The organism is Streptomyces sp. NBC_00597 (assembly GCF_041431095.1).
In the GTDB taxonomy this organism is placed as follows: domain Bacteria; phylum Actinomycetota; class Actinomycetes; order Streptomycetales; family Streptomycetaceae; genus Streptomyces.
This window is the reverse complement of sequence record NZ_CP107757.1, coordinates 3,971,966-3,987,234: the sequence shown is the minus strand read 5'-3', so window position 1 is coordinate 3,987,234 and position 15,269 is coordinate 3,971,966. Positions and strand designations below refer to the sequence as shown.

At 70.7% G+C, this 15,269-nt stretch carries 11 protein-coding genes; 7 read left to right on the top strand and 4 right to left on the bottom strand.

Translation table 11 applies throughout. The features are described 5' to 3' along the window. Nucleotides 1-223: 223 nt before the first annotated feature. Nucleotides 224-919, top strand: a complete 696-nt coding sequence (gene hpf, locus OG974_RS17785) for a ribosome hibernation-promoting factor, HPF/YfiA family (RefSeq protein ID WP_327283683.1) — start codon at nucleotides 224-226, stop codon at nucleotides 917-919. 199 nt (nucleotides 920-1,118) lie between these two features. Further along, a complete protein-coding gene (locus tag OG974_RS17780; protein ID WP_327283682.1) occupies nucleotides 1,119-1,820 on the top strand; it encodes a response regulator transcription factor in 702 nt (233 codons plus the stop codon). A gap of 39 nt (nucleotides 1,821-1,859) precedes the next feature. On the opposite strand, the gene OG974_RS17775 is transcribed toward OG974_RS17780, so the two are convergent. Further along, nucleotides 1,860-3,029: a DNA glycosylase AlkZ-like family protein gene (locus OG974_RS17775; RefSeq protein WP_328762931.1), complete on the bottom strand. Its 1,170-nt coding sequence runs from the start codon at nucleotides 3,027-3,029 to the stop codon at nucleotides 1,860-1,862. A gap of 10 nt (nucleotides 3,030-3,039) precedes the next feature. Next, nucleotides 3,040-3,621, bottom strand: coding sequence for a GNAT family N-acetyltransferase (locus tag OG974_RS17770; RefSeq protein WP_327283680.1), 582 nt, complete (start codon nucleotides 3,619-3,621; stop codon nucleotides 3,040-3,042). Nucleotides 3,622-3,862: 241 nt separating this feature from the next. Here OG974_RS17770 and secA point away from each other — a divergent pair, with 241 nt between their 5' ends. Next, entirely contained in the window at nucleotides 3,863-6,649 is a 2,787-nt protein-coding gene (gene secA, locus OG974_RS17765) for a preprotein translocase subunit SecA (RefSeq protein WP_327283679.1), read from the top strand. Nucleotides 6,650-6,953: 304 nt separating this feature from the next. Further along, a complete protein-coding gene (locus tag OG974_RS17760) occupies nucleotides 6,954-7,109 on the top strand; it encodes a hypothetical protein (RefSeq protein WP_327283678.1) in 156 nt (51 codons plus the stop codon). 7 nt (nucleotides 7,110-7,116) lie between these two features. Here the strand turns inward: OG974_RS17760 and OG974_RS17755 are convergent, their stop codons facing one another. Then, entirely contained in the window at nucleotides 7,117-7,497 is a 381-nt protein-coding gene (locus OG974_RS17755; RefSeq protein WP_327283677.1) for an Rv3235 family protein, read from the bottom strand. A 303-nt stretch (nucleotides 7,498-7,800) separates the two neighbouring features. Here OG974_RS17755 and OG974_RS17750 point away from each other — a divergent pair, with 303 nt between their 5' ends. From OG974_RS17750 to OG974_RS17740, 3 genes are all read left to right on the top strand, one after another. Then, on the top strand, nucleotides 7,801-8,301 hold the full coding sequence (locus tag OG974_RS17750) for a hypothetical protein (protein ID WP_327283676.1): 501 nt from the start codon (nucleotides 7,801-7,803) through the stop codon (nucleotides 8,299-8,301). Then, nucleotides 8,298-8,981, top strand: a complete 684-nt coding sequence (locus OG974_RS17745; protein ID WP_327283675.1) for a haloacid dehalogenase-like hydrolase — start codon at nucleotides 8,298-8,300, stop codon at nucleotides 8,979-8,981. The genes OG974_RS17750 and OG974_RS17745 overlap by 4 nt, the downstream gene beginning before the upstream one ends. Nucleotides 8,982-9,335: 354 nt before the next feature. Next, nucleotides 9,336-14,303 (top strand): NAD-glutamate dehydrogenase, encoded by a 4,968-nt coding sequence (locus OG974_RS17740; RefSeq protein WP_327283674.1) that lies wholly within the window; start codon nucleotides 9,336-9,338, stop codon nucleotides 14,301-14,303. Nucleotides 14,304-14,461: 158 nt separating this feature from the next. Here OG974_RS17740 and OG974_RS17735 read toward each other — a convergent pair whose 3' ends face one another. After that, nucleotides 14,462-15,256, bottom strand: coding sequence for an ABC transporter ATP-binding protein (locus OG974_RS17735; RefSeq protein WP_327285663.1), 795 nt, complete (start codon nucleotides 15,254-15,256; stop codon nucleotides 14,462-14,464). Between the last annotated feature and the right edge of the window lie 13 nt (nucleotides 15,257-15,269).

Sequence of the window (15,269 nt, the reverse complement as noted above, 5' to 3'; positions counted from 1 at the left end):
TGGCGAGGCCTGGCCCCACGCATCGGATCGCACGTTTCGTATTTTCTGAATCTTCGTGTCAGAGGCTGTCTCTCGACTCCGAAGTCGGTGGGGTGTAGATCTTGCCGATGGGGGAGGAGGAGGTGAAAGTCGCCAGTCCGAGGCTCCGGTGTTCACCGGAGCCTGGTGCGAAAGGGAGACGCTTCGCCCCAGGAGGCGGAGCTATCCGGGAACGGAGTTCTGCGTGGACATCGTCGTCAAGGGCCGCAAGACCGAGGTGCCCGAGCGGTTCCGCAAGCACGTGGCCGAGAAGCTGAATCCTGAGCGGATCCAGAAGCTCGACGCCAAGGTGATCAGCTTGGACGTCGAGGTGTCCAAGGAGCACAACCCGCGCCAGGCCGACCGTTCCGACCGCGTGGAGATCACCCTGCACTCGCGGGGCCCGGTGATCCGTGCCGAGGCCGCCGCCGCAGACCCGTACGCGGCGCTCGACCTGGCACAGGACAAGCTGGAGGCCCGGCTGCGCAAGCAGCACGACAAGCGCTACACCCGCCGTGGCAACGGCCGGCTCTCGGCGGCCGAGGTCGCCGACGTGGTTCCCGGCGTGGCCCGGCTGAACGGGAGCGGCCAGCCGGTTACGGAGGAGGCGGCGGACGCGATCCCGACCACCCGGATCGGATCGCTGGAGGTACAGGGCGAAGGCCCGCTCATCGTCCGCGAGAAGACGCACTCGGCCGCACCCATGCCGCTCGACCAGGCTCTGTACGAGATGGAGCTGGTCGGCCACGACTTCTATCTGTTCGTCGACTCCGACACGAAGATGCCGAGCGTCGTCTACCGGCGCCACGGCTACGACTACGGCGTGATCCACCTCAACTCCGACCAGGCCTCCAGCTCGGGCGAGCCCGGCGCGGGCGCGGGCGGGGCGCTCGGCGGCTGACGCCGCGTCCTGAATTTCGGTGAAGTGCCCCCGGGGACACTGTGGTGTCCCCGGGGGCCTCTGTGTGGCTCTAATGCGCCAGGTGGCCGTCCGAGGCTCCCCGCCGGGTGGCGCGGGCATGGAATCATGGCGGGCAGTCAACCGGCGGACGACTCCGTCCGGTTGGCCCGGCAACTCGGTACATGCAGGGGGAGGAACGATGGCGGACAGCTTCGGGCCGGAGCGCGGTGACGACGGCGGTGAGCCGATCCGGGTGCTCGTCGTCGACGACCACGCCTTGTTCCGGCGCGGGCTGGAGATCGTCCTCGCGCAGGAGGAGGACATCCAGGTCGTCGGCGAGGCGGGGGACGGCGCGGAGGCGGTGGACAAGGCGGCCGACCTGCTGCCGGACATCGTGCTGATGGACGTGCGGATGCCCCGGCGCGGCGGGATCGAGGCGTGCACTTCGATCAAGGAGGTGGCCCCCTCCGCGAAGATCATCATGCTGACGATCAGCGACGAGGAGGCGGACCTCTACGACGCGATCAAGGCGGGCGCCACCGGATATCTCCTGAAGGAGATCTCGACCGACGAGGTCGCCACCGCGATCCGCGCAGTGGCCGACGGACAGTCGCAGATCAGTCCTTCGATGGCGTCGAAACTCCTCACCGAGTTCAAGTCGATGATCCAGCGGACGGACGAGCGGCGGCTGGTCCCGGCGCCCCGGCTGACCGACCGCGAGTTGGAAGTGCTCAAGCTCGTGGCAACGGGAATGAACAACCGCGACATCGCGAAGGAACTGTTCATTTCCGAGAACACAGTGAAGAACCACGTCCGCAACATCCTGGAGAAGCTCCAGCTGCACTCCAGGATGGAGGCCGTGGTCTACGCGATGCGGGAGAAGATCCTCGAAATCCGCTGAGTCCTCCTCCCCGTCCCGCGCCCGGATCCGCTCCGGGTCTCAGAGCGCGGCGAGTTCGGCGGTGACCGCGGCCGCCTCTTCGGGGGAGCCCGCCCGCTCGATGCGGACGGAGTCGCAGCCGACCCAGCCGGCCGCCTCGCGCAGCGCCTCGGCCATGGGGCGGGCCGCCTTGAGGGTGGTCAGGGACAGCTGCCGGGCGACCAGCGTGCCGCCCTCGCGGGCCGGGTCGACCCGGCCCTGGAGCCGCCCGCCCGCCAGCAGCGGCATCGCGAAGTACCCGTGCATCCGCTTGGGCTTGGGGACGTACGCCTCCAGCCGGTGCGTGAAGCCGAAGATCCGCTCCGTGCGCGGCCGGTCCCACACCAGGGAGTCGAACGGGGAGAGCAGGGTGGTGCGGTGGCGTCCGCGGGGGACCGTCGCCAGCGCGGCGGGGTCGGCCCAGGCCGGCTTGGACCAGCCCTCGACCTCGACCGGGACCAGGCCCGAGTCGGCGATCACCGCGTCGACCTGGTCGCCCTTGAGGCGGTGGTAGTCCGCTATGTCCGCGCGGGTGCCGACGCCCAGGCTCTGTCCGGCCAGTGCCACCAGGCGGCGCAGGCACTCGTGGTCGTCCAGGTCGTCGTGGAGCAGTGCGTCCGGGACCGCCCGCTCGGGCAGGTCGTAGACCCGCTTCCAGCCGCGCCGCTCGGTGCAGACCACTTCGCCGGTGTCCAGCAGCCACTCCACCGCGATCTTGGTCTCGGACCATTCGAACCACTCGCCGCCGTTCTTGGCGCCGCCCAGCTCCGTCGAGGTCAGCGGCCCGTCCGCCCGCAGCCGGTCCAGTACCGCCCGCGTCGAGCGCTCCTTGTCCTGCAGGACGTGCCACCGGTGGCCGCGGGCCCGGCGGGCCCGGCGCCGGAACGCGAAGTGCGGCCACTCCTCGATCGGCAGGATGCAGGCCGCGTGCGACCAGTACTCGAAGGCGTGCCGGTCCGACCAGTACGCCGACTCGACCGCCGGCCGGCCGACCGCGCCCAGGCGCGCGTACGGGATCAGCTCGTGCGAGCGGGCCAGGACGGAGATCGTGTCCAGCTGGACGGCGCCCAGGTGGCGCAGCACGCCCCGCACCCCACCCCGGCGGTCGGGCGCCCCGAGGAAGCCCTGGGCGCGCAGGGCGATCCGGCGCGCGTCGTCGGCGGACAGGGACACAGGGGCTGCGAGGGTCATGGGCCGGAGCCTAGGGGGTGCCACCGACAGCGGGGAGGTACGGGAGCGAGGGCGTCAGACCGAGGTCCGAGGGCAGCAGGGCGCCCACCCAGGAGTCCCGCGCGGTGCCGCGCCGCAGCACCGCGCCCCGCAGTACGCCCTCGAAGCGGAAGCCGGTCTTCTCCGCGACGGCCCGGGAGCCCGCGTTGCCGACCTCGGCGCGCCATTCCAGCCGTACGGCGCCCACGGCGGTGAAGGCCCAGCGGGAGACGGCGGCGACGGCCTCGGCCATGTAGCCGCGGCCCCGGTGCTCCTTGGCCGCCCAGTAGCCGATCTCGTACGAGCCCGGCCCGCGCACGTGCACGCCGACGGCCGCGACCAGCGGGCCGTCCGGGCCGAGGCGGACGGCGAAGCTGTACGCCGTGTCCTCGCGCCAGCCGGCGGGGACGGTCTCGGAGACGAAGCTGCGCGCGTGCTCGCGCTCGTAGGGGGAGGGCACCATCGTCCAGCGCTGGATGTCCGGGTCCTGCACCGCGGTGTACACCTCCTCCTCGTCGCCCGGGACGAAGGGGCGCAGGTGCAGCCGGGCCGTGTTCAGTGTCGTGGGCTCCATGTACGGATTCTGCGCGGCCGCGGCGGGCCGGGCGAGCAGTTTTCGCGCAAGACGTGCCGAGGACCCCGGCACCTTCCAGGTACCTCGTACGTTCTCATTCCGGGCGCCCGTGCCCTGCGGGATACGGCGGACCTCCCGACGCGACCTCGTCCTCGCTTACGATGGCCGTTGCGGTGGGGCCCACCCTCCGTGCCCGTGTACGAACCAGTGCCAGGCCCGACCGGCAAGGAGACAAACCTCGGTGTCCGTCTTCAACAAGCTCATGCGTGCAGGCGAAGGCAAGATCCTGCGCAAACTGCACCGCATCGCGGACCAGGTCAACTCCATCGAAGAGGACTTCGTCAACCTCTCCGACGCCGAGTTGCGGGCGCTCACGGACGAGTACAAGCAGCGCTACCAGGACGGCGAGAGCCTGGACGACCTGCTGCCCGAGGCGTTCGCGACCGTCCGCGAGGCCGCCAAGCGCGTCCTCGGCCAGCGGCACTACGACGTCCAGATCATGGGCGGCGCGGCGCTGCACCTCGGCTACGTCGCCGAGATGAAGACCGGTGAGGGCAAGACCCTCGTCGGCACGCTCCCCGCGTACCTGAACGCGCTGTCCGGCAAGGGCGTCCACCTGATCACGGTGAACGACTACCTGGCCGAGCGCGACTCCGAGATGATGGGCCGGGTGCACAAGTTCCTCGGCCTGGAGGTCGGCTGCATCCTGGCGAACATGTCGCCGGCGCAGCGCCGGGAGCAGTACAACAACGACATCACGTACGGCACGAACAACGAGTTCGGCTTCGACTACCTGCGCGACAACATGGCGTGGTCGGCGGACGAGCTGGTGCAGCGCGGCCACAACTTCGCCGTGGTCGACGAGGTCGACTCGATCCTGGTCGACGAAGCCCGTACCCCGCTGATCATCTCCGGCCCGGCCGACCAGGCCACGAAGTGGTACGCCGACTTCGCGAAGCTGGTCACCCGCCTGACCAAGGGCGAGCCCGGCGAGCCGCTGAAGGGCATCGAGGAGACCGGCGACTACGAGGTCGACGAGAAGAAGCGCACCGTCGCCATCCACGAGGTCGGTGTCGCCAAGGTCGAGGACTGGCTCGGCATCGAGAACCTCTACGAGTCGGTGAACACCCCGCTCGTCGGCTACCTGAACAACGCCATCAAGGCGAAGGAACTGTTCAAGAAGGACAAGGACTACGTCGTCATCGACGGCGAAGTCATGATCGTCGACGAGCACACCGGCCGCATCCTCGCCGGCCGCCGCTACAACGAGGGCATGCACCAGGCGATCGAGGCGAAGGAAGGGGTGGACATCAAGGACGAGAACCAGACCCTCGCGACGATCACCCTCCAGAACTTCTTCCGCCTCTACACCAAGCTGTCCGGCATGACCGGTACGGCCATGACCGAGGCCGCCGAGTTCCACCAGATCTACAAGCTCGGTGTCGTCCCGATCCCGACCAACCGCGACATGGTCCGCAAGGACCAGCCGGACCTGATCTACCGGACCGAGGTCGCGAAGTTCGCCGCCGTCGTCGACGACATCGCGGAGAAGCACGAGAAGGGCCAGCCGATCCTGGTCGGCACCACCTCGGTCGAGAAGTCCGAGTACCTCTCGCAGCAGCTCTCCAAGCGGGGCGTCCCGCACGAGGTGCTCAACGCGAAGCAGCACGAGCGCGAGGCCTCGATCGTCGCCCAGGCCGGCCGCCGCGGCGCCGTCACCGTCGCCACGAACATGGCCGGCCGCGGTACCGACATCAAGCTCGGCGGCAACCCGGACGACCTCGCCGACGCCGAGCTGCGCCAGCAGGGCCTGGACCCGGAAGAGCACATCGAGGAGTGGGCGCACGCGCTGCCGGCCGCGCTCAAGCGTGCCGAGGCGGCCGTGAAGGCCGAGTTCGAAGAGGTCAAGGCGCTCGGCGGGCTGTACGTGCTGGGCACCGAGCGGCACGAGTCGCGCCGTATCGACAACCAGCTGCGCGGCCGCTCCGGCCGTCAGGGCGACCCGGGCGAGTCCCGCTTCTACCTGTCGCTGGGCGATGACCTGATGCGCCTGTTCAAGGCGCAGATGGTCGAGCGCGTCATGTCGATGGCGAACGTGCCGGACGACGTGCCGATCGAGAACAAGATGGTGACGCGCGCGATCGCGTCGGCCCAGTCGCAGGTCGAGACCCAGAACTTCGAGACGCGCAAGAACGTCCTGAAGTACGACGAGGTCCTCAACAGCCAGCGCGAGGTCATCTACGGCGAGCGCCGCCGCGTCCTGGAGGGCGAGGACCTGCACGAGCAGGTGCGGTTCTTCATGGACGACACGATCGACGCGTACATCGCCGCCGAGACGGTCGAGGGCTTCGCCGAGGAGTGGGACCTGGACCGGCTGTGGGGCGCCTTCAAGCAGCTCTACCCGATCAAGGTCACGGTCGCCGAGCTGGAGGACGCGGCGGGCGACCGCGCGGGCATCACCGCCGAGTTCATCGCGGAGTCCGTCAAGGACGACATCCACGAGCAGTACGAGACGCGCGAGAAGGCGCTGGGCTCCGACATCATGCGCGAGCTGGAGCGGCGCGTGGTCCTGTCGGTCCTGGACCGCAAGTGGCGCGAGCACCTCTACGAGATGGACTACCTCCAGGAGGGCATCGGCCTGCGGGCGATGGCCCAGAAGGACCCGCTGGTCGAGTACCAGCGGGAGGGCTTCGACATGTTCAACGCCATGATGGAGGGCATCAAGGAGGAATCCGTCGGCTACCTGTTCAACCTGGAGGTCCAGGTCGAGCAGCAGGTCGAGGAGCTTCCGGTGCAGGACGCCCCCTCGCTGACGAAGGAGCCGGCAGCCGTGCGTCCGGAGATCCGGGCCAAGGGCCTGGACGCCCCCCAGCGGCCGGACCGCCTGCACTTCTCCGCACCGTCGGTGGACGGCGAGGGCGGGGTCGTCGAGGGCGACTTCGACGCGGACGAGGCCGGGGACGGCATGACGCGGGCCGAGCGCCGCAAGGCCCAGAAGGCCGCGGGCGGCCGCCGCCGCAAGAAGTAGCCACCGCCCCTCGGGGCACCCCGGCCGGGGCCGGACACCACACGGTGTCCGGCCCCGGCCTCGTTGTGGGGCCGCACGTGACGGGGGCGGAAACCGGCCAGGGCCCGCCCGTCCGATCGCACGCCCGCCCGTACGGAGGGCCCGGCGCTGCGCCGGGGCGGTGCCCCTCCCGCAACGCGCCCCCGGGCTGCTCCCGGCACCCTGCCGGGCGGTGTGCGCTGTGCACGGCGTCAAAGTTCGCCCCTGCTTTTTGTACAGATGCGGCTCATGACGGGCGGGGTGGCGGCGGTGCTTAACTGAGGTCATGGACAAGCGAGTTGAGGCCCAGCGCGCGCAGCCGCAGTTCGAGCTGCGGTGCGGCGGGCTGCACGTGATCATCCACCGCGTCCCCGCCTGGCTCGTCACGCTCGTGACCACGGCCGCCGGCACCGGAGCCGCCGCATGGTGGACCGGCCGGTAGGGGCCGGTCACGGCAGGGGGCCCATTTCGATGGCCGCGCAGCGCCAGCGGAGGTCGGGGCCCTGTTCGAGGCGGAAGGCCATCGCCGAGACGCGGTCGCCCGTCGCGATGCGCGCGAAGGCCTCGATCACGCCCGGTCCCGGGTGGAAGCGGCCGCACTGGCGCAGGACCGGGCGCAGGCGCTCCCGGAGCGGAGCCGCGGGGGCCAGGGTGACCAGCTGGTCGTAAGCCGGGCCCACCGTGTGGCCCAGCAGCGAGTGGACCGGCCGCTGGCCGCTGACCACCGCCAGGAGCCGTTCCGCGAACCAGTCGTGCGGGCCGCGGGGCGCGCGGGGGCGGCGCTGGTCGTGGCGGCCGGGGGGCCGGGTGGTGTTCCTGGTCCTGGTCATGGCGGTCGTCCCCGAGATGTGCGGGCCCGGAGCGGTACCGGGCGGTAACTTGTTAGGGGACTTCTACGGTCCGTGCACACCCTCCGCAACGACGCCTCCGGGGTCGCGGCGGGCCGGGGCGCCTTCACCTATCCGGGTGGGTGCGGTGCGGCCCCGGGCCGGTGGCCGCGGGTGCGCGGGGCACACCGTGGACGGAATCCGGCCGGCGCCCCGCAGCCCGAAGGGGGACCGCCGTCGTCACCCGGCGCAGTCCCGTCAAGTCGTATCCTGAGGGCGTTTTCCGACTACCGAAAGCAGCCGGCCATGCGCGTGTACGTCCCCCTGACCCTTCCCGGGCTCGCCGAGGCGCACCAGGCGGGTGAGCTGGGCCCCGCCCCGCTGCGGGCGTACGCCGTCACGCCCGGCCTGCGGGAGTGGTACGTGTCGGACGACCTGGAGGAGCTGGAGTACGCCGCGCTCGGCCGGGCCGCCGCCGCGTCCCTGCGCCTGCTCGCCGCGCAGGACGGCGCCCCGCGCAAGCGCGTCGTCGTGGCCGTCGACGTGGCCGACGAGGCCGCCACCGCGGCCCCCGGGGACGACGAGGCCGCTCTCGGCCGGGTGACCCTCGCCGCGGCCGTACGGCTGTCCGTGGCCGCCGCCGTGCACGTCGACGCCGATGAGGCCCTGGGCGACGTGACGGCCGCCGCCGCTGCCCTGGAGGCCGCCGACGCCGGGGACGACGACGCGCAGTCCACCGTGGACGGCGCCGAGGACCACGAACTGCTGTGGTTCGGCGTCCAGGAGATCCCGGGGCTGCTGAAATGAGCATCCCCGTCACCTCCGCCGCCGGCGTCCACATCGTCTGGGACTGGAACGGCACGCTGCTGCACGACATCGACGCCGTCATCGCCGCCACCAACGCCTCCTTCGCCGAGTTCGGCTTCGCGCCGATCACGCTGGAGCGCTACCGCGAGCTGTACGTCGTACCGGTGCCGAAGTTCTACGAGCGGCTGATGGGACGGCTGCCCACCGACGCCGAGTGGGAGGTCATGGACGCGACCTTCCACCGGCACTACTGGGCCGCCGCCGACGCCGCCGGGCTCACCGAAGGGGCCCGGGAGCTCCTGCGGGACTGGCAGGCGGGCGGACTCACCCAGTCCCTGCTCTCCCTCGCGCCCCACGAGAGGCTCGTACCCCTCGTGGAGGCGCACGGAATCGGCGGACACTTCCTGCGCGTCGACGGGCGCACCGGCCCCTCGCACACCAGCAAAGCCGTACACCTCATACGCCACATGGCGGCCATGGAGGGGACCGGAGTGACGGCCGACCGCACGATCCTCATCGGGGACGCCGTCGACGATGCGCTCGCCGCGGCTCATGTCGGCGCCCGGGCCGTCCTCTACACAGGTGGTTCGCACAGCCGTCGCAGTCTGGAACGAGCCGGGGTCCCCGTCGTGGACTCGCTGGCCGAAGCGGTACGCACTGCTCGCGAGCTGGCCGAATAAGTACTGGCTCCGGTCGGTCCGCGTCACTGCGCACATCGTCAAATTTACCGACCTGCTTTTGTACAGATCTGGTGCGTGACGAGGAGGGGGTCAGGCGAGATAGCCTGGTACCCGTGATCAGCGCGATAGTCATCGGGGGCATTGACGCCTCCGGCCAGCGCCCGGCGCACGACCGTGCCCGGGCCTTCGCTGATCCCCGCTGCCGGGACCTCGCGCCGATCATGGCCAAATCCCTCCCGGGCGGCTCTCACGACGGCATGGCGCCGATCCCGAACGGACACCCCGCATCGCGGCGCTACGTCATTCCTTCCTTCACCTACGTCACGCAATGGCGCGCGACAGGAGCCAGAGGACATGCAGACCAAGCTGGACGAAGCAAAGGCCGAGCTGCTCGCGCGGGCGGCACGGGTAGCTGAGAACAGCCCGGCCGGGGGGCTACTTCCGACTGGGTCCGAGCAGGGGGAGCGGGCCGACCGGGACACGACTCTCGCCTATCTCCAGCGCTACTACCTGCACACCGCCCCGGAGGACCTCCTCGACCGGGACCCGGTCGACGTGTTCGGGGCGGCGCTCTCGCACTACCGCCTCGCCGAGAACCGGCCGCAGGGCACCGCGAACGTACGCGTGCACACCCCCACGGTCGAGGAGAACGGCTGGACGTCCAGCCACTCGGTCGTCGAGGTCGTCACCGACGACATGCCGTTCCTCGTGGACTCCGTGACGAACGAGCTGTCCCGGCAGAGCCGCGGCATCCACGTCGTGATCCACCCGCAGGTCGTCGTCCGCCGTGACGTCACCGGCAAGCTGATCGAGATCCTCGGTCCCGACTGCGACGCGCACGGGCCCAAGACCGCGCGCCCCCACGACTCCCTCGTCGAGTCCTGGATCCACGTCGAGATCGACCGCGAGACCGACCGCGCCGACCTCAAGCAGATCACCGACGACCTGCGCCGCGTCCTGTCCGACGTCCGCGAGTCCGTCGAGGACTGGGAGAAGATGCGCGACGCCGCGCTGCGCCTCGCCGACGACCTCCCCGACGAGCCGACCGCGCCCGACCTGCGCGAGTACGAGCTCGAAGAGGCCCGCGAGCTGCTGCGCTGGCTCGCCGACGACCACTTCACCTTCCTCGGCTACCGCGAGTACAACCTCGTCGACGGCGACGCCCTGGCCGCCGTGCCCGGCACCGGCCTCGGCATCCTGCGCTCCGACCCGCACCACAGCGGCCAGGAGGACGACCACCCCGTCTCGCCGTCCTTCAACCGGCTGCCGGCCGACGCCCGCGCCAAGGCCCGCGAGCACCGCCTGCTCGTGCTGACCAAGGCCAACAGCCGCGCCACCGTGCACCGCCCCTCGTACCTCGACTACGTCGGCGTCAAGAAGTTCGACGCCGACGGCAACGTCGTCGGCGAGCGCCGCTTCCTCGGCCTGTTCTCCTCCGCCGCGTACACCGAGTCGGTGCGCCGCGTCCCGGTCATCCGCCGCAAGGTCGCCGAGGTCCTCGACGGCGCCGGCTTCTCGCCGCACAGCCACGACGGCCGCGACCTGCTCCAGATCCTGGAGACCTACCCGCGCGACGAGCTGTTCCAGACCCCGGTCGACAAGCTCCGCGAGATCGCCACCTCCGTCCTGTACCTCCAGGAGCGCCGCCGGCTCCGGCTGTACCTGCGTCAGGACGAGTACGGGCGCTACTACTCGGCGCTCGTCTACCTGCCGCGCGACCGCTACACCACCGGCGTGCGGCTGCGCCTGATCGCGCTCCTCCAGGAGGAGCTCGGCGGCAGCAGCGTCGACTTCACGGCCTGGAACACCGAGTCGATCCTGGCCCGCATCCACTTCGTCATCCGCGTCCCGCAGGGCAAGGAACTGCCCGTCCTGACGGACGGCGACGTCGAGCGCATCGAGGCCCGCCTCGTCGAGGCCGCCCGCTCCTGGGCCGACGGCTTCGCCGACGCCCTGGTCGCCGAGGTGGGCGAGGAGCGCGCCGCCGAGCTGCTGCGCAAGTACGGCACCTCGTTCCCCGAGGGCTACAAGGCCGACCACAAGCCGCGCGCGGCCGTGGCCGACCTCTGCCACCTGGAGCGGCTCTCCGCCAGCGACCGCCCGTTCGCGCTCTCGCTGTACGAGCCGGTCGGCGCGGGCCCCGGCGAGCGCCGGTTCAAGATCTACCGCACGGGTGAGCAGGTCTCGCTGTCCGCGGTCCTGCCCGTGCTCCAGCGCCTGGGCGTCGAGGTCACCGACGAGCGCCCGTACGAGCTGCGCGCCACCGACCGCACCAACGCGTGGATCTACGACTTCGGCCTGCGGATGCCGCTGCCCGCCGGCAACGGCGACAACTACCTCGGCGACGACGCCCGCGAACGCTTCCAGGACGCCTTCGCCGCGGTCTGGCAGGGCGACGCCGAGAACGACAACTTCAACACCCTGGTGCTGAGCGCCGGGCTCACCTGGCGCCAGGCCGTGGTGCTGCGCGCGTACGCGAAGTACCTGCGCCAGGCCGGCGTGAACTTCAGCCAGGACTACATGGAGGACACCCTCCGCAACAACGTCCACACCACCCGGCTGCTGGTCTCGCTCTTCGAGGCCCGGATGTCGCCCGGCCGCCAGTCCGCCGGCACCGAGCTCATCGACGCCATGCTGGAGGAGCTGGACGGGGCCCTGGACCAGGTCGCCTCGCTCGACGAGGACCGGATCCTGCGTTCCTTCCTCACCCTCATCAAGGCGACCCTGCGCACGAACTTCTTCCAGCTCAACGACGCGGGCGAGCAGCACGCGTACGTGTCGATGAAGTTCGACCCGCAGGCCATCCCGGACCTGCCGGCGCCGCGACCGGCGTACGAGATCTGGGTGTACTCCCCGCGCGTCGAGGGCGTCCACCTGCGCTTCGGCAAGGTCGCCCGAGGCGGCCTGCGCTGGTCCGACCGCCGCGAGGACTTCCGTACGGAGATCCTGGGCCTGGTCAAGGCGCAGATGGTCAAGAACACCGTCATCGTGCCGGTCGGTGCCAAGGGCGGCTTCGTCGCCAAGAACCTGCCGGACCCGTCGGTGGACCGCGACGCGTGGCTGGCCGAGGGCATCGCCTCGTACAAGATCTTCATCTCGGCGCTGCTCGACATCACCGACAACATGGTCGGCGGCGTGGTCGTGCCGCCGAACGGCGTGGTCCGCCACGACGAGGACGACACCTACCTCGTCGTCGCCGCCGACAAGGGCACCGCGACCTTCTCGGACATCGCCAACGGCGTTGCCGAGGCGTACGGCTTCTGGCTGGGCGACGCGTTCGCCTCGGGCGGCTCGGCCGGCTACGACCACAAAGGCATGGGCATCACCGCCCGTGGCGCCTGGGAGTCCGTCAAGCGGCACTTCCGCGAGCTGGGCCACGACACCCAGACCGAGGACTTCACCGTCGTCGGCGTCGGCGACATGTCTGGTGACGTGTTCGGCAACGGCATGCTGCTCTCCGAGCACATCCGCCTGGTCGCCGCCTTCGACCACCGGCACATCTTCATCGACCCGACCCCGGACGCGGCGACCTCGTACGCCGAGCGCCGGCGCCTGTTCGAGCTGCCGCGCTCGTCGTGGGCCGACTACGACTCGGCTCTGCTGTCCTCGGGCGGCGGCGTCCACCCGCGTACGGCGAAGGCGATCCCCGTCAACGCGCAGATGCGCGCGGCCCTCGGCATCGAGCCGGGCGTCACCAAGATGACCCCGGCCGACCTGATGCAGGCCATCCTCCAGGCCCCGGTGGACCTGCTGTGGAACGGCGGCATCGGTACGTACGTCAAGGCCGGGACCGAGACGCACACCGACGTCGGCGACAAGGCCAACGACGCCATCCGCGTCAACGGCGGGGACGTCCGCGCCCAGGTCATCGGCGAGGGCGGCAACCTGGGCCTGACCCAGCTCGGCCGGATCGAGTTCGCCCGGATCGGCGCCGGCGGCGAGGGCGGCAAGGTCAACACCGACGCCATCGACAACAGCGCGGGCGTGGACACCTCCGACCACGAGGTGAACATCAAGATCCTGCTCAACGCGGTCGTCGCCGACGGGGACATGACCGTGAAGCAGCGCAACAAGCTGCTGGCGGAGATGACCGACGAGGTCGGCCACCTGGTGCTGCGCAACAACTACGCGCAGAACACGGCCCTGGCCAACGGCACCGCCCAGGCCCCCAGCCTGCTGCACGCCCAGCAGCGCTTCATGCGCCGTCTGGAGTCCGCCGGACGGCTGGACCGGGGCATCGAGTTCCTGCCCACCGACCGGCAGATCCGCGAACTGCTGGGCGCCGGCAAGGGCCTGACCCAGCCGGAGCTGGCCGTCCTGTTCGCCTACACCAAGATCACGGTGGCGGACGAGCTCATCGCCACGGAGCTGCCGGACGACCCGTACCTGCGCCGTCTGCTGCACGCGTACTTCCCGGCCGCCCTGCGCGGGAAGTTCCCGGAGCAGATCGAAGGGCACGCGCTGCGCCGCGAGATCATCACGACGCTGCTCGTCAACGACACGGTCAACAGCGGTGGTTCGACCTTCCTGCACCGGCTGCGCGAGGAGACCGGGGCCTCCACGGAGGAGATCGTCCGGGCGCAGCTCTCGGCGCGCGAGATCTTCGGCATGGCCGAGGTGTGGGACGCGGTCGAGGCGCTGGACAACAAGGTCGCGGCGGACGTCCAGACCCGGGTGCGGCTGCACTCGCGGCGCCTGGTCGAGCGCGGCACCCGCTGGCTGCTGAACAACCGGCCGCAGCCGCTCCAGATCACCGAGACCATCGAGCTGTTCGCCGACCGGGTGGCCCACGTCTGGTCCGAGCTGCCCAAGCTGGTGCGCGGCGCCGACCTCGACTGGTACCAGTCGATCGTGGACGAGCTGACGGGTGAGGGCGTGCCGGAGGAGCTGGCGGCCAAGGTCGCCGGGTTCTCCTCGGCCTTCCCGACGCTGGACATCGTCGCGATCTCGGACCGCACGGGCGTCGACCCGCTGGGTGTCGCCGAGGTGTACTACGACCTCGCCGACCGCCTGGACATCACCCAGCTGATGGACCGGATCATCGAGCTGCCGCGGTCCGACCGCTGGCAGTCCATGGCCCGTGCCTCCATCCGCGAGGACCTGTTCGCGGCGCACGCCGCGCTGACCGCCGACGTGCTGGGGGTGGGCAACGGCGAATCGACTCCCGAGGAGCGCTTCAAGGCGTGGGAGGAGAAGAACGCGGCGATCATCAGCCGGGCCCGGACGACCCTGGACGAGATCCGGGGCTCGGACGACTTCGACCTGGCGAACCTGTCCGTCGCGATGCGGACGATGCGTTCGCTGCTGAGGGCGCACGGCTAGGCCCCGCGGGGCCGTGACGCCATGACGTCATGACGCAAGGGCGGCTCGGGCTTCGGCCCGGGCCGCCCTTGCGCGTCCGCGGTGAGCCGGTGTGACGGGGGCGGGCCCGGGACCTGATGGTCCCGGGCCCGCCCGTTTCCCCTGGTGCGCGTCGCTCGTCAGCGGCCGGAGGTGAACCTCTCGTACGCGTCGCAGACCTCGGCGGAGGGGCCGTCCATGCGCAGGACGCCGGACTCCAGCCAGATCGCCCGGTCACAGGTCTCGCGGACCGTGCCGATGCTGTGGCTGACGAGGAAGACGGTGCCGGCGTGCTCGCGGAGTTCCTCGATGCGGGCCTGGCTGCGGCGCTGGAACGCGGCGTCGCCGGTGGCGAGGGCCTCGTCGATCATGAGCACGTCGTGGTCCTTGGCGGCGGCGATGGAGAAGCGCAGCCGGGCTCCCATGCCGGAGGAGTACGTACGCATGGGCAGGGAGATGAAGTCGCCCTTCTCGTTGATGCCGGAGAAGTCGACGATGCCCTGGTAGCGCTCGCGGATCTGCTGCTTGGACATGCCCATCGCGAGGCCGCCGAGGACCACGTTGCGCTCGCCGGTGAGGTCGTTCATCAGGGCCGCGTTCACGCCGAGGAGAGAGGGCTGGCCGTGGGAGTAGATCTTGCCGCGGGCCACCGGCTGGAGGCCGGCGATCGCGGAGAGCAGGGTGGACTTGCCGGAGCCGTTGGAGCCGATCAGGCCGATGGCCTCGCCCTTGTACGCGACGAAGGTGACGCCCTTGACGGCGTGCACCTCGCGCATGCCGGGGGCGGGCTTGCGGGAGAAGATCCGGCTGAGGGCGGCGGTGGCGCCGCCCTTGCGGGCACCCGAGCCGTGCACCTTGTAGATGATGTGGACCCCGTCGGCGATGACGGTGGGGACGCGGGTGTCGTCGACCGGTGCGGCCGGTGCGCCGCTCACGGATGCGACAGCG

Coding starts and splice junctions, on each gene's coding strand:
- OG974_RS17760 (WP_327283678.1), top strand. CDS start 6,954: ATGGACAAGCGAGTTGAGGCCCAGCGCGCGCAGCCGCAGTTCGAGCTG.
- OG974_RS17770 (WP_327283680.1), bottom strand. CDS start 3,621: ATGGAGCCCACGACACTGAACACGGCCCGGCTGCACCTGCGCCCCTTC.
- OG974_RS17745 (WP_327283675.1), top strand. CDS start 8,298: ATGAGCATCCCCGTCACCTCCGCCGCCGGCGTCCACATCGTCTGGGAC.
- OG974_RS17755 (WP_327283677.1), bottom strand. CDS start 7,497: ATGACCAGGACCAGGAACACCACCCGGCCCCCCGGCCGCCACGACCAG.
- OG974_RS17780 (WP_327283682.1), top strand. CDS start 1,119: ATGGCGGACAGCTTCGGGCCGGAGCGCGGTGACGACGGCGGTGAGCCG.
- OG974_RS17750 (WP_327283676.1), top strand. CDS start 7,801: ATGCGCGTGTACGTCCCCCTGACCCTTCCCGGGCTCGCCGAGGCGCAC.
- OG974_RS17775 (WP_328762931.1), bottom strand. CDS start 3,029: ATGACCCTCGCAGCCCCTGTGTCCCTGTCCGCCGACGACGCGCGCCGG.
- OG974_RS17740 (WP_327283674.1), top strand. CDS start 9,336: ATGCAGACCAAGCTGGACGAAGCAAAGGCCGAGCTGCTCGCGCGGGCG.